The sequence below is a fragment of the Streptomyces sp. 5-10 genome, assembly GCF_014712245.1.
Lineage (GTDB): Bacteria > Actinomycetota > Actinomycetes > Streptomycetales > Streptomycetaceae > Streptomyces > Streptomyces violaceusniger.
In genome coordinates this window covers 59,367-77,708 of the sequence record NZ_JACVYG010000003.1, presented here as the reverse complement: position 1 = coordinate 77,708, position 18,342 = coordinate 59,367, and the positions used below count along the sequence as shown (strand labels likewise).

Annotated in this window: 14 protein-coding genes and 2 pseudogenes; 12 read left to right on the top strand and 4 right to left on the bottom strand. The window is 72.5% G+C overall.

All coding sequences use genetic code 11. The features are described from left to right. Positions 1-172: 172 nt before the first annotated feature. The 3 genes and pseudogenes from IEJ02_RS04810 to IEJ02_RS04800 all read left to right on the top strand — a co-directional run. Positions 173-877: pseudogene (locus IEJ02_RS04810) on the top strand (amino acid transporter); the annotation flags it as partial. A gap of 173 nt (positions 878-1,050) precedes the next feature. Further along, on the top strand, positions 1,051-1,470 hold the full coding sequence (locus IEJ02_RS04805) for an effector-associated constant component EACC1 (RefSeq protein ID WP_191063531.1): 420 nt from the start codon (positions 1,051-1,053) through the stop codon (positions 1,468-1,470). Then, complete coding sequence (locus IEJ02_RS04800) at positions 1,467-5,624, top strand: caspase, EACC1-associated type (RefSeq protein ID WP_191063530.1); 4,158 nt, start codon at positions 1,467-1,469, stop codon at positions 5,622-5,624. The genes IEJ02_RS04805 and IEJ02_RS04800 overlap by 4 nt, the downstream gene beginning before the upstream one ends. Before the next feature lie 87 nt (positions 5,625-5,711). Here the strand turns inward: IEJ02_RS04800 and IEJ02_RS04795 are convergent, their stop codons facing one another. Both IEJ02_RS04795 and IEJ02_RS04790 read right to left on the bottom strand, forming a co-directional pair. Then, positions 5,712-6,644, bottom strand: a complete 933-nt coding sequence (locus IEJ02_RS04795; protein ID WP_191063529.1) for a M56 family metallopeptidase — start codon at positions 6,642-6,644, stop codon at positions 5,712-5,714. Positions 6,645-6,679: 35 nt separating this feature from the next. Then, a complete protein-coding gene (locus IEJ02_RS04790) occupies positions 6,680-7,057 on the bottom strand; it encodes a BlaI/MecI/CopY family transcriptional regulator (RefSeq protein WP_191063528.1) in 378 nt (125 codons plus the stop codon). Between the two features lie 143 nt (positions 7,058-7,200). Between IEJ02_RS04790 and IEJ02_RS04785 the strand changes: the two genes are divergently transcribed. The 7 genes and pseudogenes from IEJ02_RS04785 to IEJ02_RS04755 all read left to right on the top strand — a co-directional run bounded on the left by IEJ02_RS04785 (position 7,201) and on the right by IEJ02_RS04755 (position 14,052). Then, a complete protein-coding gene (locus tag IEJ02_RS04785) occupies positions 7,201-7,398 on the top strand; it encodes a hypothetical protein (protein ID WP_191063527.1) in 198 nt (65 codons plus the stop codon). Further along, a pseudogene (locus IEJ02_RS04780) lies at positions 7,395-8,611 on the top strand (glycosyltransferase family 4 protein). Before IEJ02_RS04785 ends, IEJ02_RS04780 begins: the two are co-directional and overlap by 4 nt. A gap of 83 nt (positions 8,612-8,694) precedes the next feature. Then, positions 8,695-9,531 carry an undecaprenyl-diphosphate phosphatase gene (locus IEJ02_RS04775; RefSeq protein ID WP_191063526.1) on the top strand — a complete coding sequence of 279 codons (837 nt, stop codon included), beginning with the start codon at positions 8,695-8,697 and terminating at the stop codon, positions 9,529-9,531. Continuing rightward, on the top strand, positions 9,528-11,027 hold the full coding sequence (locus IEJ02_RS04770) for a hypothetical protein (RefSeq protein ID WP_191063525.1): 1,500 nt from the start codon (positions 9,528-9,530) through the stop codon (positions 11,025-11,027). Before IEJ02_RS04775 ends, IEJ02_RS04770 begins: the two co-directional genes overlap by 4 nt. Positions 11,028-11,084: 57 nt before the next feature. Further along, complete coding sequence (locus tag IEJ02_RS04765) at positions 11,085-11,513, top strand: hypothetical protein (protein WP_191063524.1); 429 nt, start codon at positions 11,085-11,087, stop codon at positions 11,511-11,513. A gap of 140 nt (positions 11,514-11,653) precedes the next feature. After that, a complete protein-coding gene (locus tag IEJ02_RS04760; RefSeq protein ID WP_191063523.1) occupies positions 11,654-12,793 on the top strand; it encodes a PLP-dependent cysteine synthase family protein in 1,140 nt (379 codons plus the stop codon). Then, positions 12,790-14,052 (top strand): MDR family MFS transporter, encoded by a 1,263-nt coding sequence (locus IEJ02_RS04755; protein ID WP_191063522.1) that lies wholly within the window; start codon positions 12,790-12,792, stop codon positions 14,050-14,052. The genes IEJ02_RS04760 and IEJ02_RS04755 overlap by 4 nt, the downstream gene beginning before the upstream one ends. Before the next feature lie 75 nt (positions 14,053-14,127). Here IEJ02_RS04755 and IEJ02_RS04750 read toward each other — a convergent pair whose 3' ends face one another. Next, positions 14,128-16,101: a heavy metal translocating P-type ATPase gene (locus tag IEJ02_RS04750; RefSeq protein WP_191063521.1), complete on the bottom strand. Its 1,974-nt coding sequence runs from the start codon at positions 16,099-16,101 to the stop codon at positions 14,128-14,130. A gap of 109 nt (positions 16,102-16,210) precedes the next feature. Here IEJ02_RS04750 and IEJ02_RS04745 point away from each other — a divergent pair, with 109 nt between their 5' ends. Beyond that, on the top strand, positions 16,211-16,612 hold the full coding sequence (locus tag IEJ02_RS04745; RefSeq protein WP_191063520.1) for an ArsR/SmtB family transcription factor: 402 nt from the start codon (positions 16,211-16,213) through the stop codon (positions 16,610-16,612). A 95-nt stretch (positions 16,613-16,707) separates the two neighbouring features. Here IEJ02_RS04745 and folE read toward each other — a convergent pair whose 3' ends face one another. Then, entirely contained in the window at positions 16,708-17,364 is a 657-nt protein-coding gene (gene folE, locus IEJ02_RS04740; RefSeq protein ID WP_191063519.1) for a GTP cyclohydrolase I FolE, read from the bottom strand. Positions 17,365-17,581: 217 nt separating this feature from the next. On the opposite strand from folE, the gene IEJ02_RS04735 reads away from it, so the two are divergent. Next, positions 17,582-18,319, top strand: a complete 738-nt coding sequence (locus tag IEJ02_RS04735; protein ID WP_275558209.1) for a helix-turn-helix transcriptional regulator — start codon at positions 17,582-17,584, stop codon at positions 18,317-18,319. Positions 18,320-18,342 lie beyond the last annotated feature (23 nt).

Here is an 18,342-nt window from a genome sequence, read left to right as displayed (position 1 = left end):
GGGGATCGTCCTCGCTGTGGCGCAGGGGCGGTCTGGCGGGCGGTGGCAGTGGAGGCGGGACGGCTCGGTCGGGGAGCCGCACCGGAGGCGAGGGCCGACGGCGTGTCTCCGACGTTGAGTCACGCGTCCAGCCGCGCGCGGATGAGCATGTCGATGCGCCGCCATGCCGGGGACGCGGCGCGCTGTCGCGGTCACCATCGCCGCCCGCCGCGCCCGGCAGCGGGGCTGGACCATCGGCTTCGGCGTGATCTCCGTGGTCTTCGTCTACACCACGGCGGTGAACGTGGTGGAACGCCCCGACGGTGTGAAGATCGGCGCGTGCTTCATCGCGGGCATCATCCTGGTATCCCTGCTGTCCCGGCTCGCCCGCGCCTTCGAACTGCGCGTGACGGACATGGAGCTGGACGCCACGGCGGAGCGGTTCGTCCGCGACGCCGCCACCCGTCGCATCCGGTTCATCGCCAACGAGCCGGACAACCGCGACCCGGCCGAATACCGCGACAAGATCCACCAGATCCGGGCCGACAACGACATCCCCGACGACGAGGACTTCGTCTTCGTCGAGGTCACCGTGCGCGACCCCTCCGACTTCGAGACGGCGGTACAGGTCCACGGCGAGGTGCTGCACGGCCGCTACCGCGTCCTGACCCTCGACGGCTCCAGCATCCCCAACTCGCTGGCCGCCCTGCTGCTGCACGTACGGGACGAGACCGGGCGCAGACCGCACATCTACTTCGAGTGGACCGAGGGCAGCCCCTTCGCCCAGTTCGTGCGGTTCTTCCTCTTCGGCCAGGGAGAGGTCGCACCCGTCACCAGGGAAGTCCTCCGCGAGGCCGAACCCGACAGGGCCCGCCGGCCCCACGTCCACGTCGGCTGAGTGCCGACATCGCCCGTCACTCGCAGGACGTCATCGCCCCAGACCCTCACCCAAGCCAACCCCCACGGCGGCCGCCAACACCTCCAAGCGCCGGTGACCGCGTCACTGACTTGCGTGACCGTCGGGCGATACCCTCATCCAAGTGACGGCGTAGTCGCTCGGCGGGGGTGGGCATGAGGGTCGTCTTATCGGTCAGCGGTGGCAGCGGTGCGTCCAGCGATCTGCGGCGCTGGCTTACCCGCGACCCCCAACTGCGCGGTCGTGTGGGGCGGGAGGCGGCGGCCGAACCCGCGGCCGGGACAATGGGCGCGATGGCCGAACTGCTGCCCGTGCTGCTCGCCCCCGGCGGGCTGACCGCCGCGCTCGCGGCAGCGGTCGTGGCCTGGTTCCAAAATCGCCGCGGCAACCAGACCGTCACCATCACCCGGCCCGACGGGACGCAGGTCACGGTCACCTCCGAACGGGTGCGGGGCCTGACCGCGGAGGGCGCGGGTGACCTCGCCCAGCGGGTCGCGGAGGCACTTCAGCAGAGCCCACCGACAACGGGACCGGAGCCGGCTCCGGCACGGGACCAGCAACGGAACCGGGGATGAGCCCGCGGGAGCAGCCGACCGTGAGCGGCCTGGCCGGGCCCCACGCGTACGCCGTCGTCGTCGGCACCGGACGGCACCCCCAGGGCTCCGGACTGCCGGACCTTCCCGGTGCCCGGCGGTCCGCCGCGGCTATGGCCGAAGTCCTGGGTTCCGTCTGCGGGATGAATCCCGACCACATCCAGCTGCTCACCGACCCGGCCAATCCGACCGACGTGCTGGCCGCCGTCGAACGGGCCACGACCCGGGTGCCGGAGGACGGCATCGTCGTCTTCTTCTTCGCCGGCCACGGTCTCCTCGGCCCGCAGGACGGGCTGTACCTGGCGACCGCGGCGAGCGCTTCAGCGGACAGCACGGCGTACGCCGTCCCGTACGACGAGGTCAGAAAGGCGCTGAGCGCCTCACCAGCCAGTCCCGTGGTCATTTTGGACTGCTGCTTCTCCGGGCTCGCCGAGGTGGCATCCCAGGGCGCTCGGCGTGATCCGTACCTCGCCGCACGCCCGGTCGGCAGTTTCCTGCTGACATCCGCCACCTACTACGCCGCGTCCTTCGCCCCCGAAGGCGCGCGATACACGCTGTTCAGCGGTGAGCTGCTGCGGCTGCTCACGGAAGGGGACACGGCAGGTCCGAAACGGTTCACACTCGCCGATCTCTACCGCCATCTCGACCAGAGGTTCCATGGCGGCCCGGCACGCCCCCACGCCGACGGAGTGGGCCGCGTGGGCGACCTCGTCGTCGCCCCCAACCCGAGGTACGCGCCCGCGCCAGAGGCAGAGCCCTTACCCCACGAGAGCGGCGGAGTCTGTCCGTATCCGGGTATGCGGCCCTTCCTGCCCGAGGAACGTCACCTCTTCTTCGGCCGCGCCGAGCTGACCCGCGCACTTCTCGAGCGCGTCGCGCCCACCGCGCCGCCCGGCCCCGTCGTACTGGTCGGCCCCTCGGGGGCGGGCAAGTCCTCGCTGCTGAGGGCCGGGCTGGGAGCGTCGCCGGACGTTCGCCGTCCCGTACTGCTGCTCCCGGCCCCGGGACCGGCGCCGTTCCGGGAACTCGTCGCCCAGTGGGCGGACGCGGTCGGCCGGCCCTTCGGGGAAACCGCCGCCGAGTTGGGGGCCGGGCGGTTCCCCACCCCGCCGGGCGACACCCATCGAGCACCGGGCGTGCTGATCGTCGACCAGTTGGAGGAAATCTTCACGCAGTGCCAGGACCCGGAAGAACGGGACCTGTTCATCCGCGCGGTGTCCGTGAGGAGGGAGGGCGGCCCTCGTATCGTCCTGGGCCTGCGCGCCGACTACTACGGGCACTTCCTGCGCGACCCCCGGCTCTCCCGGATCATACGGGACGGGCAGTTCACCGTGGCGCCGATGACCGACGACCAACTGCTGTCCGTCATACGCGGCCCCGCCGACCACGCCGGTCTCCACCTGGAGGACGGGCTAGCCGAACTGCTCCTGCGGGACCTGCGGGAACAGGACACCAGCATCGGTGGCGACACCATCGCGCTCCCCTTCCTCGCCCACGCCCTTCAGGAAACCTGGACACGACGCCGAGACGGTCGCATGACGGTCTCCGGCTACCATGCCACCGGTGGCATTCGCGGTTCGGTGGCCCAGACCGCCGAGCGAGTGCACGCCTCCCTCGAGCCTGCCGACCGGCCCGCCCTGCGCGCACTGCTGCTGCGCCTGGTGCACCTGGTCGGGGCCGAGGGCAAGGCGGTACGTCGCCGGGTGCGTACCGAGGACCTGGTCGCCGCGTCGGACGAACGCGACCGGCAGCGCAATACGGCCCTGCTCCGCGGACTCGTCGAGGCGCGCCTCGTCGTGGTCGACGACGACCGGGCCCAGCTGTGTCATGACTCGCTGCTGTACGGCTGGCCCGCGCTGCGGTCCTGGATCAACGAGAACCTGGAGGCGCTGCTCGCCCATCGGAGCCTGGCGGAGGCGGCCGACGCCTGGGACGAGGCGGGCAGGCCGCCGAGCGGTCTCTACACCGGCAAGCATCTGACGGCCGTACAGAACAGGTTCGAGGACGGCGGGCGGATCCTGGAACTGCGCGGGGTGGAGCGGGACTTCCTCGCCGCGAGCGTATCGGCGCGCCGACGTGGCGCGGTCCGCCTCCGCACCGGAGTGTCCCTGCTGATCGCTTTGGCTCTGGTGCTCGGCGTCGCGATCGTACGGGCCGACCGCGCCTCGGACGACGCGGAGCACAGGAAGGCCGTGGAGACCGCCCAGGAACTGGTGGCCCGCGCCGATGAACTGCGCGAGCGCGATCCCCTGACGGCCTTTCAGCTCAGCCTGGCCGCCTACCGGATGGCGCGGATTCCGGAGACGAGGGCCGGTCTCTACGCCTCCTCCGTGGCCCGCAGGCAGGTGGTGCTGACGGCAGCCCCCCGCGTGGTGCTCAACCTGGCGTTCAGCCCCGACGGGCGGGGGCTGGCGGCCACGTTGCGGCGAGGAGAGGAGAAGAGCGGCGAGCCCGGGCAACTGGCGCTGTGGGACCTGCGCTCCACGGTCGGCTCACGACCGGCGGCCGTTGTGCCGCTCGGTGAATACGCCGATGGCAACGCGACACTCGCCCACCATCCTCGAAAGCCCGTCGTCGCGGTCCAGAACGCCAGGCGACTCACCGTGTGGGACGTCTCGGACCTGAAAGCGCCCAGGAAGCTGGCGGAGCGGTCCATGCCGTCGCACACCACCTTCTCGCTGGCGTTCAGTCCCGATGGACGCACCCTGGCCGCCGGGAGGAAGGGCGGCCTGGTGCGGCTCTGGGACCTGACCGATCCGGCCCGGCCGGTGTCCCGCCGGGAGATGAAGGCGGCGAATACGGACGTGATCTCCATAGCCTTCAGCCGCGATGGCCGGTATCTGACCACCGGAAACGGGAGATCGGATGAGCCGGGGAAGGAGACGGCCTCCCGCCCGGCCAGCGTGCGCATATGGGATGTCCGCGATCCGGCGCGGCCAGTGCTGCGTGACACCGCCGAGGCGCCCTCGGTGACTGCGGTCGCCTATCACCCCAAACGGGATCTGATCACCGCCGTGGGCGCCGATGGCCTGCGGTGGTGGTCGGTCGGGCCAGGCGGCAAGCTGACAGCGTTCGCCAGGGAGCAGTACGAGGCCCTGTGGGGCGAGGGCAGCCCGTCCCTGGCCTTCCGGCCGGACGGAAGGGTGCTGGCCGCGGCTGACAACAAGGGCACATCCGCGCTGGTGCGGCAGGTGGGAAACGCCTTCCGCATGTGGGAGTTCGGCACCGCGCCGGGCTCCAAACCGGTCCCGGGGAGGGAATTCCGATTCCACGAGTCGGATGTGCTTCCCTCCCTCAGCCCCGACGGCACGCTGCTCGCCCTCGGCGGCACCCGCGGCACTGTCGAGCTCTGGGACATCCGGGACATCCACCGGCCACGAAGGCGCGGCGAGATGACGGTACCCCTCCGTGCGCTCGAGGGGATCCTGTGGTGGCTGGACAACCGGACGCTGGCGGTGGGGGAGAGGAACGACCTGCGGCTGTGGGACGTCGGCGACCCGGCACGGCCCGCGAAGGCCGCCCTGATCAAGGACGCCTATCTCTACTCAGGTGCGGCCTACATCCGCTCCGCACAGATCCTGATGACCGAGGAGTCAGGGGGCCAGCTGCGTCTGTGGGACATGTCCGACATGAAGCACCCGGTCGAGGGCGACCGGCTTCCCGCCGCCCCCACCAACTACTTCCAGCTGAAGCGGAACGAATTGGCCACCGTGCTCGACAGCGGACAGGTGCTCGTCTGGGACGTGACGGATCCACGTGACGTCCGCCGCCTGGACAGTCTGCGGCTGGAGCGGGAGGTCACCTCGGTCACCACCAGCCCGGACGGCCAGTGGGTGATGACCGAGAAGTCGTACCGGCTCTGGAAGGCCCGCGATACCGGCCGGTGGGAGACCCCGGCATACACCGACCTGCCCTTCGCGGAGCAGGCCCGATTCCTGCCGGGCAAGCGTCCCCGTCTCCTCGTCAAGCCCGGTGGTTCGAGCGGATCCAGCGGCGGGTCACAGACGTTCCTGCTGGACCTCGACCCCGACGCGGTGTATGAGCGACTGTGCCGGACGCGCCCCGCGAACATCGGAAAGGCGAAGTGGAACGAACTGTTCCCGCACCTGGCGTACCGGCGCTCCTGCGCGCACTGATGTGCCGGGCGCGGGCCTCGTTCATAGGCGGAGTTCGTGTCGGCCCGTCCGGCGGGTGTGCCGGTGGGGGTGCCGCGGCTGGTTCTGTCAGGCGCCGACGGCTTCCAGCAGGAGATGGAGGTCGTGGGCGGCCTCGGCGGTGGACAGGGCGGCGATGGCGAGGACCGTGGCTGTCGCGGCGGCGAGGGCGGGGTGGCGGCCGAACGGGGGAGCGAGGAGGGCGGCGACGCGGCGGGGCACGGGCCCGGCGGCGGCGAGTGGGGTGCGGCGGCCGAGGATGGCCAGGGCGGCACCCGGGGTGCGGGCCGGGACCTGGTGGGCGGCGAGGGCCGCCTTGCCGACGGTGCGGGCGACGCGCTCGCGGTCGCCGGTGGCGGTGGCCGCGTTCTCGTCGGCCCACCGTTCGATGGTGTACGTCACGGCCGTGGCGAGGGGGCGTAGCAGGGGGTTGGCGGCGGCGCCGAGTTGGGCTAGGGCGACGAAGGCGTAATGGTGGGCCGTCAGGTGGGCGCGTTCGTGGGCGAGCAGGATCTGGCGCTCGGTCTCGTCCAGGGTGTGCAGCATGCCGGTGGAGACGACGACGCGGCCGGGCAGGCCGGGGATCGCGAAGGCGTTGGGGGCCTCGTCATCGATCACGACCAGGCCGTCTTCGGCGGACATGCAGGCCGCTTCCAGGGCGGCGGTGGCCAGGGTGTGGGCGCGCCGCCAGAGCATGCGGGCGGCCATGAGGACGGCGGCGCCGAGCAGGAGGCCGGCGATCAGGGCGACGGACAGTTCGGCGGGGTCGTCGCGCTGCGCGGCGTGGGCCGACCAGTGGCCGAGGCCGGCCAGCTGGGGGAAGCGGATCAGTCCGGTGATGGCCAGCAGGCCCAGTGAGATGGTGGTCGCCGTGCCCAGGACGAGGGCCGAGGCGGTGAGCAGCCAGGTCGCCAGGCGGGGTTCGCATCGCTCCGCCAGGGGGCGTGCTCCGAGGGGAGCGAGCAGCGAGAGCAGCAGCGGGATGTAGACGGCGATGCGCATCTCGGCGGCCTCTTCCTACTGGTCGGGGTCGAGTCCTACTGGTCGGGGTCGAGCAGTTGGCGTAGCAGGTCCGCGTCGTCGGTGGACAGCTCGTCGGCGAAGCGGGCGAGGACGTCCTGGCGGTCGGACCGCTCCTCCAGGACGGAGCGCATGCGGCGGGCGGCGAAGCCGGGGTCGTCGGTCACGGGGGCGTAGGCGTGGGCCCGGCCGCGCGGCGTGCGGGTGAGCAGTTGCTTGGTGTGCATGCGGGTGAGGATCGTCAACACGCTGTTGTAGGCCAGCCCGCTGCCGAGACGTTCGGTGACCTCGCGGGGGGTCAGCGCGCCGTCGGCCCGCTGCAGCAGTTCGAGGATCTCGGCCTCGCGTGCACCGTTGGGCCGCTTCGGGCCGTGTCCTGGCGTGCGGATGCCCATGGATTTGGCGTCCCTTCGCTCATCTCCTACACTCGTGTAGGACTCCTACACCGGTGTAATAGTCGCTGTCTCCCAAGTGTGCCATGCGCTCGTACCCGCCAGAGCTCTGGCCTGGGCGGCGCACGGCCGGAAAGGACCCCGCGGTGCCCTTGGCTCTCGATCCGCTGGATGCCGCCGAACCGCTGACAGCGGATCGCGCGGTGGGTGGTGTCCTCCTGGTGCTGTTCGCCGGGACCGGGCCGCTGACCGGCTTCGCCCTGATCGGCTTCGCCCTGACTGGCCTCGCCCTGACCGGCCTCGCCCTGATAGGCCCGCCCGGCGCCAAGGGGAGCGCCAAGTGAAGATCACCTTCCTGATCCACAACGTGTACGCGATCGGCGGCACCATCCGCACCACGCTCAATCTCGCCGCCGCGCTCGCCGACCGGCACGAGGTGACGATCGTGTCGATGGCCCGCCACCGCACCCGCCCGCGGTTCGTCATCGATCCCCGGGTGACGGTGGTGCCCCTGGTCGACCTACGGGAGAACAGCGCGGACGAGGACGACCCGCTGCTGCACCGGCCGGCCGAGGTCTTCCCCACCGCCGAGAAGCGGTACAAGCAGTACAGCCGCCTCACCGACCAGCGGGCGCGGGAGTACCTGCGGAGCTGCGACGCGGACGTGATCATCGGCACCCGGCCGGGCATCAACGTCTACCTGGCCCGCTTCGCCCCGTCCCGGGCGCTGCGCATCGCCCAGGAACACCTCACCCACGACATGCACACCAAGAAGTTGCGCGCCCAACTCGCCCGGGACTATCGCGACCTGGATGCCGTGGTCACCACGACCGACGCCGACGCGACCGTCTACCGGGCGAAGATGCGGCTGCCGGGCGTGCGGATCCTGCCCATCCCCAACGGCGTGCCCGACCCTGGCCTGCCGCCCTCCGACGGCGGCGCCCCCGTCATGCCGCGGCCGGACGCCTGGTCCGCGCCAAACGCTTCGACCTGCTCATCGAGGCATTCACCGAGGTCGCCGCCAAGCACCCCGACTGGTCGCTGCGCGTTTACGGCGCGGGCACCGACAAGGAGCGGCTCCAGCGGCAGATCGAGGAGCAGGGTCTGGGCGGCCGGGCGGCGCTGATGGGCGCCGTGTCCCCGATCGAGGCCGAGTTCGCGAAGGCGTCGATCGTCGCCTCCGCCTCCGACGCGGAGTCCTTCGGCATGACGCTGGTCGAGGCGATGCGCTGCGGCATACCGGTGGTCGCCACCGACTGCCCGCTCGGCCCCGCCGAGATCATCAACGACGGCGTCGACGGCCGCCTGGTCCCCATGGGCGACCGGCAGGCGCTGGCCGCCGCGCTGAGCGACCTGATCGCCGACGAGCCCGGCCGCCGCCGCATGGGCGAGGCCGCCCGCGCCGCTGCCCACCGCTTCGACCCGGTCCATGTGGCCCACGCCTACGAGGAACTGTTCGGCGACCTCGCCGCCACGCGTTCCGCCCGTGCCTGGGAGCGCCGCAAGGCCCGCTGGCGCAACCGGGCGGGCCGGGCCCTGCGCCGTCTGCGCCGCTGACCCCCATCCCGCCGACCGCGGTCGCCCGCGCCGTGGCCCCTAGCGGGCACCGCCCGCTCCATCCACCACAGAAACGGATCCAGATGAGTGCCATCAGCATCGGCCAGGCGGCCGTCCTCGGCATCGTCGAAGGCATTACGGAGTTCCTCCCCGTCTCCTCCACCGGCCACCTGAAGATCACCGAAGGGCTGATGGGCATCCCGGTCGACGACACCTCCGTGGTCGGCTTCACCGCCGTCATCCAGGTCGGCGCGATCGCCGCGGTCCTGGTGTACTTCTTCAACGACATCGTGCGGATCGTCTCCGCGTGGGGCCGCGGACTCGCCCACCGCGAACAGCGGTACCACCACGACTACAAGCTCGCCTGGTGGGTCATCTACGCCACCATCCCGATCGTGATCGTGGGCCTGGCCGCGAAACCCCTCATCGAGGGCCCGCTCGCATCCCTGTGGGTGGTCGCCGGCTCCCTCATCGTCGGGTCCGGCGTGATGTGGGTGGCCGACCAGATGGGCCGCCACAAGCGCGGCGAGGACGACACCGGCTTCAAGGACGCCATGCTGGTCGGCTGCTCGCAGATCCTCGCGCTGCTCTTCCCCGGCTTCTCACGCTCCGGCGCCACCATGTCCACCGCGCTCATCCTCGACCTGGACCGGGTGGCCGCCACCCGCCTGTCCTTCTTCCTCGGCATTCCGGCGCTGACCGGCGCGGGCCTGTACGAGCTGAAGGACGCCGTCGGCGCCGGGGTCGGCACCGCCTCCCTCGTGGTGGGCACCGCTGTCTCGTTCGTGGTCGCCTACGCCTCCATCGCCTGGCTGCTGAGGTTCGTCGCCAAGCACTCCTTCAACGCCTTCGTCATCTACCGCATCGCCATCGGCCTGCTGCTGTTCGGCCTGCTGGGTACCGGGGTGCTCACCGCATGATCGCTCCGCGTACGGTCATCCGCCCGCCACGCCGGGTTCCGTGGCCGGCGCTGGTCGCCCTCGCCTATGCGGCGGCCCAACTCGCCCTTGTGGTCCCGCACCTGGGGCTGGGCTGGGACGAAACGGTGTACCTCTCCCAGGCCGACCCGCACCGCCCGGCGGCGTACTTCAGCGCCCCGCGCTCGCGCGGCATCAGCCTGCTGGCCGCCCCCGTCCTCGCCGTCACCGACTCCACCACCGTGCTCCGGGTCGTCCTGGCGCTGCTGTCCGCCGCCGCCCTGTACGCGGCCTACCGCGTCTGGCGGCCGCTGCTCGGCCCCGGGCGGACCGCGCTGGCCGCGCTGCTGTTCGCCGGCCTGTGGACCACCGTCCTCTACGGGCCGCAGGCCATGCCCAACCTGTGGGTGGCCCTGTCCGCGGTGGCGGCCGTCGGCTGGTTCCTGCGTGCCGCACACGCCCCTGCGGGGCGGCGGGCCCCGCTCGGCCTGGGCGCCATGGTCGCGGCCGCCACCTGCTTCCGCTTCTCCGACGGCATCTGGCTCGCCCTGCCCCTGCTCGCGGCGTGCGCGATCGTCCCGGCCCGGCGGCGACCGGCACCCGCGCTCGCCGTGGTCGGCGGGTTCGCCGTGGGTGCCGCCGAGTGGGTCGCGGAGGCGTACGCGCGCTGGGGCGGGGTCGGCGCCCGGCTGCACCTCTCCAGCACCACCGAGGGCGGCATGGGTACGCACTGGGCGGGCGGCATGGCATGGCGCAGCCTCAACGGCCCCCTGCTCTGTCGCCCCTGCCGCGTCCCGCTCACCCACCCCGAACTCACCCTGTGGTGGCTGGCCCTGCCCGTCCTCGCCCTCATCGCCTGCGTCCTGGCCTGGCGCGCCCGGCGCGACGCGGTCGTCTTGCTCCCCATCGCCTGCGCCGCCACGCTGAGCGTCCCCTACCTGCTGCTCATCGACTACTCCGCGCCGCGCTTCCTGCTGCCCGTCTACGCCCTGCTCTCCCTTCCGCTCGCCGCCCTGGCCGCACACTCCGCGCAGGCCATCCGCCCGCCCCGCGCCCGCGCCCTGGCCGCCGGGCTGGCGGCCGCGCTGCTCGCCCTGCACCTGTCCGCGCAAGTCGGGGTCCTCGGCCACAACACGGCCGACGCCCGCGCCGCCGCCGACCGCTACCGCACCGCCGCCCGCGACCTGCGCCGCCTCGGGCTCACCCCGCCCTGCCTGGTCAGCGGCGCGCACGCCCCGCCCATCGGCTACGACGCCGGCTGCGCCTCGGCCAACGTCGGCGGCAACAACCGGGACACCACCGCACACGCCCTGCTGCGCCGTGCCACCCGCGAACCCGCCGCCGCCCTCGCCAGGACCCGCTCCGGCCCTCCCCACTACGCCCGCACCTGGGCCCCCCACCGCCTGCCGGGCACCGGCCTCACCGCCTACGTATCACCCACTCCGACGCGGACACCCCGGTGGTGGGGGGCTCGGGTGCGGAGCCCGTCAACGCCGTGACAGCGACTCACTCGGCCATGGCGTTGCACAGAGTGCCACTATGGATACCGTGAGTATGTGATCGCCTTGCGGGTCCGTCCCGTGTTCACCGGGTGTCCCGGCCGTGCTGCCCTGCTGCTCGGCCTTGTTGTGCTGATGGCAGTCCATCTGGCGGGCGCGGTGCACGGTGCCGCCTTCGAGGGGCCCGATGTCCGTCTCGCCGCCGTCGAGTCCGCCCACTCCGCGCGGCACACCTCGCCCGCGGGCGGGCATGAGCACGAGCACGAGGCGCACGGGCACATCGATCACGCCGTGGACCGGCCCCGGGGGTCCGCGCACCCTGACGACCTGGGCACCGGCCCGGCCGATGACGGGCTGGAGCTGTTCCCCTGCCGGCCGGTGAGGCCCGCCGCGTGTCCGGCGGGCCGCCCGGCGGGCCACTCCGCGGGGGCCGCCGCCCCACAGGGGCGGTCCACTCTCGCACTCCACTGCGTCTGGCGGGTGTAGGCGCGGCCCGCACGTCCTGACCGGGCCGCGCCTGCCACATGTCTCACAGGCGGCGGTCCGTGGTGAGGCGTGCCCGCATGCCCCCGACCCGACCGCACCGTGCCCCGCCCCGACGCGGGGCCCGTAGGAGCTGTACGACCATGGATCTCCCGCTGCTCGAACTCTTCTTCCCCGGGGTACGCACCACCGCCCCCGCGATCGCCAGACGCCCGGCCCAACTCGTGGGCAACACCCCGGTGCTGTGGATCGACGAGCCGTTCGCCCCGCCCGGGCGCGGCTTCTTCGCCAAGCTCGAGGGCGCCAACCCCGGCGGCATCAAGGACCGGCCCGGTCTGCACATGGTGCGCGAGGCCCGGCGCCGTGGCGAGCTCGCGCCCGGCGCCCCCGTCGTCGAATCCTCCAGCGGCACCCTCGGCCTCGGCCTGGCGCTGGCCGGGCTGACCTACGGTCACCCGGTCACCGTCGTCTCGGACCCCGGTATGGAACCGGCCGTGGTGCGGCTGCTGACCTCCCTCGGCGCCCGTGTCGAACAGGTGGCGGCCCCGCACCCCGAAGGCGGCTGGCAGCAGGCCCGCCGCGAGAAGGTCGGCGAACTGCTGGACCGGGCCCCGGGCGCCTACTGCCCGGACCAGTACCACAACCCCGACAACGTCGCCGCCTACCGCCCGCTGGCCACCGAGCTGATCGCCCAACTGGGCCGTATCGACGTCCTGGTGGCCGCCGTGGGCACCGGCGGACACTCCGCCGGTACCGCCGCGGTGCTGCGCGAATCCTTCCCCGGCCTCACGGTGATCGGGGTGGACGCGGTCGGGTCGACCATTTTCGGCCAGCCCGCGAGGGCGCGGCTGATGCGGGGACTCGGCTCCAGTATCTACCCCACCAACGTGGACTACTCGGCGTTCGCCGAGGTCCACTGGGTGGGCCCGGCCGAAGCGGTGTGGGCCTGCCGCCGGCTGGCCCGCCGTCACCGCGTCTCCGGAGGCTGGAGCGTGGGCGCGGTGGCGCTGGTCGCGGGCTGGGTGGCGCGTATGGTGCCCGCCGGTGCCCGGGTCGCGGCCATCTTCCCCGACGGGCCGCACCGCTATCTGGAGACCGTGTACAACGACGCCTGGTGTCGCGAGCACGACCTGCTGGACCACGCGCCGCCCACCGAACCGGACGAGATCATCGAGCCGGACGCGCGTGTGGTCACCCGCTGGACCCGCTGCACCCGGGTCCGGGACCCGCTCGGCCGGGACCGCGCACCCCTCGACGACCGGGCCGGGGCGGGTGCGCGATGAAGGGGCCGCGGGCCCAGGTGGCCTCCTTCGACCGCGGCGCACGGCTGCTGATGGTCAACCAGTTCGCCATCAACCTCGGCTTCTACATGCTGATGCCCTATCTGGCCGACCACCTCGCCCACGGTCTGGGGCTGGCCGCCTGGGCGGTCGGCCTCGTCCTGGGCGTCCGTAACCTCTCCCAGCAGGGCATGTTCCTCATCGGCGGCACCCTGGCCGACGCCTGCGGCTGCAAGCCGATGATCCTGGCCGGATGCGCCCTGCGCACGGTGGCCTTCGCCCTGCTCGGGCTGGTCGACACGCTGCCCGCGCTGATCGTGGCCTCCGCCGCCACCGGCCTGGCCGGAGCCCTGTTCAACCCGGCGGTGCGCGCCTATCTGGCCGCTGAGGCGGGAGAGGAACGGCGGGTTGAGGCGTTCGCCACCTTCAACGTCTTCTACCAGGCGGGCATCCTGGTCGGCCCGTTGGCCGGGCTGGCCCTGCTGAGCTGGGACTTCCGCGCGGTGTGCGCGGCGTCCGCGGCCATCTTCGGCCTCCTCGCCCTGCTCCAGGCCCGTGCCCTGCCCGCCCGTCCACCGGCCGCCGGTCGCGGTGCGGAACCGGCGTGGCGGGCGGTGGCCGCCGACTGGCGCGCCATCGCGGCCAACCGGCCCTTCCTGCTGTTCGCCGCCGCGATGACCGGCTCGTATGTGCTGGCCTTCCAGGTCTACCTCGCGCTCCCGCTCCGAGCCAGGGAACTGTTCGGCACCCACACCGGCGAGGTCACCGGAGCGGTCTTCGCCGTCTCGGCCCTCGCGGCGCTCGCGGGTCAGCTGAGGCTCACCGCCTGGGCCAAGCGGAACCTTCCCGGGCCACGGGCCATCGTCTACGGACTGGTCCTGATGGGATCCGCCTTCGTACCGCCACTGGTCGTACCCGACGGTGGCAGGACCGGACTGGTGGCGGGGGCCGCAGGGCTCACCGTGTGCGCGGCGCTGCTGGCCTGGGGCGGGGCGCTGCTCTACCCGTTCGAGATGGACACCATCGTCCGGCTCGCGGGCGACCGGCTGGTCGCCACGTACTACGGCGCCTACAACACGGCCTCCGGTATCGCCATCTCGCTGGGCAACCTCGCCGTCGGCGCCCTCTTCGACACCGGTGTGCCATGGCTGCCGTGGGCGGCCATGGCGGCCACCGGCCTGGGGTGCGCGGCCGCGGTGGCGGGCCTGCACCGCACCGGCCGCCTCACCCCGGCCCCGGCCCCGGTGCCGGTACCGGGGTGACAGCGCCGGGCCGGGCGGTGGGATCGTTACGATCCGGACCCACCGCCCGGCCCGGGCGGCGACTCGTTGACGGCCCTACGCGTGGTCGCGGGCGCTCCGCCAGGCCGCGTCGCGCAGCAGGCGCAGGCCGTTGAGGCCGACGATGACGGTGGAGCCCTCGTGCCCGGCGACACCCAGCGGCAGCGGCAGCGTGCCGACCAGGTCCCAGACGACCAGGCCGGTGATGAACACCCCGGCGATCACCAGGTTCTGCACGACCAGGCGGCGGGCGCGACGGGAGAGGGAGACGGCGGTGGGGATGGTGGCGAGTTCGTCCCGGACGACGACGGCGTCGGCGGTCTCCAGGGCGAGGTCGGAGCCCGCTCGTCCCATGGCCACGGCCGTATGGGCGGCCGCCAGGGCGGGCGCGTCGTTCACGCCGTCGCCGACGACCAGTACCTTGCGGCCCGCGCCCTCCAGCTCCTTGACCGCGGTGACCTTGTCCTGGGGCAGCAGCCCGGCGCGGACGTCGGCGATGCCGACCTCGGCCGCCAGCAGGCGGGCGGCGCGAGGGTTGTCCCCGGTCAGCAGCACCGGGGCGGTGCCCGTCAGCGTGGTCAGCGCGGCGACGGTGGCGGTGGCGTCCTCGCGCAGGCCGTCGGCGATGCCGAGCACACCGACGGCCGAGCCGTCGACCTCCACCAGGACGGCGGTACGGCCGGTCTCTTCCAGCCGCGTCGCCAAGGCGGTAGCGGGGTGGTCGGGGTGCGGCTCCCGCAGGCGGCCGGGGCTGCCCACCGCGACGGTGCGCCCGTCGACCGTGGCGGTCACGCCCGTACCCGGGGTCGAGGCGAAGTCCCAGGCCGCAGGCAGCTCCAGACCACGCTTCCGGGCGGCATCGGCGACGGCCCGGGCCAGTGGGTGCTCGCTGGGGTGCTCGGCGGCCGCCGCCAGGGTCAGCAGGGCCTCCTCGGTCAGGCCCGAGTGGTCGAGCGGGCACACGTCGGTGACTCGAGGGGTGCCCTCGGTCAGGGTGCCCGTCTTGTCGAGGGCCACGGCGTCGACCTGGCCGAGCCGTTCCATGACCACGGCCGACTTGATGAGCACACCGTGGCGCCCGGCGGTGGCGATGGCGGACAGCAGGGGCGGCATGGTCGCCAGCACCACGGCGCACGGAGAGGCGACGATCATAAAGGTCATCGCCCGCAGCAGGGTCGGCTGCAGCGCCGCGCCGAAGAGCAGCGGCACCGCGAACAGTGCCAGGGTGGCGGCCACCATGCCCAGCGAATAGCGCTGTTCCACCTTCTCGATGAACAGCTGGGTGGGGGCCTTCGTCTCCGAGGCCTCCTCCACCATCCGCACGATCCGCGCGATCACCGAGTCCGCCGGATCGCGCTCGACCCGCACGGTCAGCGCGCCGGTGCCGTTGAGCGTGCCGGCGAACACTTCGTCACCGGCCGCCTTGGCCACCGGCAGCGGTTCCCCGGTGATCGTGGCCTGGTCGACCTCGCTCGCGCCCTCCCGTACCCGGCCGTCCGCGCCGACCCGCTCCCCGGGACGTACGAGGATCACATCGCCCACCGTCAGCTGTTCGGTGGGCACCGTCTCCTCGGCGCCGTCCCCGGACAGCCGGGTGGCGGTGGCCGGGGCCAGGTCGAGCAGACCACGCACCGAGTCCGCGGTCCGCGCGGTGGCGATGGCCTCCAGCGCCCCCGAGGTGGCGAAGATGACGATCAGCAGCGCCCCGTCCAGCACCTGCCCGAGCGCGGCCGCGCCGAGCGCGGCGACCACCATCAGCAGGTCGACGTCCAGGGTCCTGTCCTTGAGCGCCCGCAATCCGGCCCATCCCGGCTCCCAGCCGCCGGTGAGGTAGGTGAGGGCGTAGAGCGGCCCCCACGCCCATGCCGGTGCGCCGAGCAGCTGGAGTGGCAGCGCGATCAGGAACAGCACCAGGGCGGCCGTCGCCCAGCGGGCCTCGGGCAGGGCGAAGATCCGCGTCCGGCGCCTGGGCGCCACTGGGTCACGGACCGCCCCGGGCGGCGGAACCGGGCGGGTGAGGGTCGATGACATGGCAGGCGGCGTCCTTCGGGGAGGCGGCAATGGGCTCGTCCTCCTCCACGGTACAGGACCAAATGAACAGATCTTCATGTATTCCTGAACGGGCCGGTAGGCTGGACGCATGGGTCATGGAGCCGCACCCGCCGCTGACAACGCCGTACCGCGCGCCCGCCTGGACGCCGGCAGCGCCCCGAGGGTCGCCGCCACGCTGCAGGCGCTGGCGACGCCATCCCGCCTGCTGATCCTGGCCCGGCTGCGGGAGGGGCCCTTGCCGGCCACCGAACTGGCCGCCGCGGTCGGGATGGAGCAGTCCGCGTGCTCCCACCAGTTGAGGCTGCTGCGCAACCTCGGCCTGGTCGTGGGCGTCCGCGAGGGCCGCTCGGTGGTGTACTCGCTGTACGACAACCATGTCGCCGAACTGCTGGACCAGGCCCTCTACCACGTTGAGCACCTGCGACTGGGGCTGAGCGACGCGCCGGCCGAGTCGGCCGGGGACGTGGACGGGATATCCGCGCCGCTCTGAGCTGAGAGTCCGCGGGTGAGCGCTGGATCGTCCGCGCCAGGGCGTCCGACTCGTTCACGAGCGTCAGAGCCTCGGCACCTGTGCGGGGGTGACGGTCACGAAGCCGCGCCGGTCAGGGCGAGGAATTCGCCGCGCGAGCGGGCGTCGGAGCGCAGCAGCCCGAGCAGGGTGGAGGTCATGGTGCTCGATCCGGTGGCCTGGACGCCGCGCAGAGTCATACAGGAGTGCTCCGCCTCGATCACCACACCGACGCCCTTGGGCTCCAGATGGGTCTGCAGCCAGTCGGCGACCTGCTTGGTCAGGCGTTCCTGGACCTGTGGGCGGCAGGCGAAGTGCTCGACGACCCGGGCCAGCTTCGACAGGCCCAGGATGCGGCCGCCGGGCAGGTAGCCGACGTGCGCGGTGCCCACGAACGGCAGCAGATGGTGTTCGCACACCGACCGGACGGGGATGCGGCGGGCCAGGACGAGTTCGTCGTAGCCCTCGTCGTTGGGGAAGGTGGTCAGGTCGAAGGGGCGCGGGCTGAACAGTTCGGCATATGCGCGGGCCATCCGGCCCGGTGTGCCGCGCAGGCTCTCCGACGCGGTGGAGATGCCCAGGGCGTTGAGGAACTGGCCGGCCGCGGCTTCCGCGGCGGCCAGGTCGATGACGCCGGACTCGTGGACCACCCGCAGGGCGGGGCCCGCGGGTGCCGGCTCCTCCTGGTCGTGCGGGTGTATTCGGGCGGCGGCGTGGGGCGCGAGCTCGGTCATGTCAGCTGCCACCGTTGTCCAGAGCCGTGAGCAGGGCGAGGACGTTGTCCATGGGGAACTCCCGAGATGAGCCATGTCGAGGGCAGCCGGACACTCCTGGCTCCCCAACGAGTTTCGCCAATGAATCTTGGTCTTATTGAGGTGGCGCGTCAAGCCAAGCAGAGCAGTGAGCTCAAAGGGCGCTTCTGCCTATGTGAGTGGGCGTTATCGTGCTCTGGTGGCTTCTGACTCGACCCCGCCTGTCGATGCGGTCCATACCGCCATCGACTCCGTCAGCGTCCTGAGCGAGGACTCGCGGCGGCGCATGTTCGTCTTCATCCGGCGTGCCGGCCGTGCCGTCACCCGTGACGAGGCCGCCGCGAGCGTCGGCATCTCCCGCAAGCTGGCCGCCTTCCACCTCGACAAGCTCGTCGATGCCGGCCTGCTGCGCGCCCGCTACGAAACGCCCGGCGGGATGCGGAAGGTCGGCAGACGGCCGAAGGTGTACGAACCCACCGACGCTCAGATCACGGTCAGCATCCCCGAGCGGCGCCATGAACTCTTGGCGGACCTCCTCCTGGACGCCGTCCTCACCGAGGGGGCCGACGAAAACGCGGCGCAGGCGGCGGTGCGGACCGCCGAGCAGCGCGGTCGGCGGATGGGCGAGACCGCGCGGGACGAGACCCGCCCGGGCCGCCTGGGCCCCGAGCGCGGGCTGACCGTCTGTGAGCGCCTGCTGGATGAGTACGGCTATGAACCCGTCCGGGAAGCCCCCACCGAACTCCGGCTGCGCAACTGCCCGTTCCACCCGCTGACCGCGAAGGCCCCCGAATTGGTGTGCGGCATGAACCGTGCTTTCCTCGCCGGCTACCTCAACGGCCTCGAGGTCAGCGGGGTCCGGGCCGTGCTGGCTCCCGAGCCCGGGGAATGCTGTGTGCGGCTGGGCCCGAGCGACGCCGATCGTGGGACACCATGATCCGTCGGAGCGCCGTTCAGCCG

Bases quoted from the DNA above. Each gene is read 5' to 3' on its own strand.
- IEJ02_RS04760 (WP_191063523.1), top strand. From the start codon at position 11,654: ATGGATCTCCCGCTGCTCGAACTCTTCTTCCCCGGGGTACGCACCACC.
- IEJ02_RS04790 (WP_191063528.1), bottom strand. From the start codon at position 7,057: ATGGGCATCCGCACGCCAGGACACGGCCCGAAGCGGCCCAACGGTGCA.
- folE (WP_191063519.1), bottom strand. From the start codon at position 17,364: ATGACCGAGCTCGCGCCCCACGCCGCCGCCCGAATACACCCGCACGAC.
- IEJ02_RS04750 (WP_191063521.1), bottom strand. From the start codon at position 16,101: ATGTCATCGACCCTCACCCGCCCGGTTCCGCCGCCCGGGGCGGTCCGT.
- IEJ02_RS04795 (WP_191063529.1), bottom strand. From the start codon at position 6,644: ATGCGCATCGCCGTCTACATCCCGCTGCTGCTCTCGCTGCTCGCTCCC.
- IEJ02_RS04770 (WP_191063525.1), top strand. From the start codon at position 9,528: ATGATCGCTCCGCGTACGGTCATCCGCCCGCCACGCCGGGTTCCGTGG.
- IEJ02_RS04775 (WP_191063526.1), top strand. From the start codon at position 8,695: ATGAGTGCCATCAGCATCGGCCAGGCGGCCGTCCTCGGCATCGTCGAA.
- IEJ02_RS04755 (WP_191063522.1), top strand. From the start codon at position 12,790: ATGAAGGGGCCGCGGGCCCAGGTGGCCTCCTTCGACCGCGGCGCACGG.
- IEJ02_RS04745 (WP_191063520.1), top strand. From the start codon at position 16,211: ATGGGTCATGGAGCCGCACCCGCCGCTGACAACGCCGTACCGCGCGCC.
- IEJ02_RS04800 (WP_191063530.1), top strand. From the start codon at position 1,467: ATGAGCCCGCGGGAGCAGCCGACCGTGAGCGGCCTGGCCGGGCCCCAC.
- IEJ02_RS04805 (WP_191063531.1), top strand. From the start codon at position 1,051: ATGAGGGTCGTCTTATCGGTCAGCGGTGGCAGCGGTGCGTCCAGCGAT.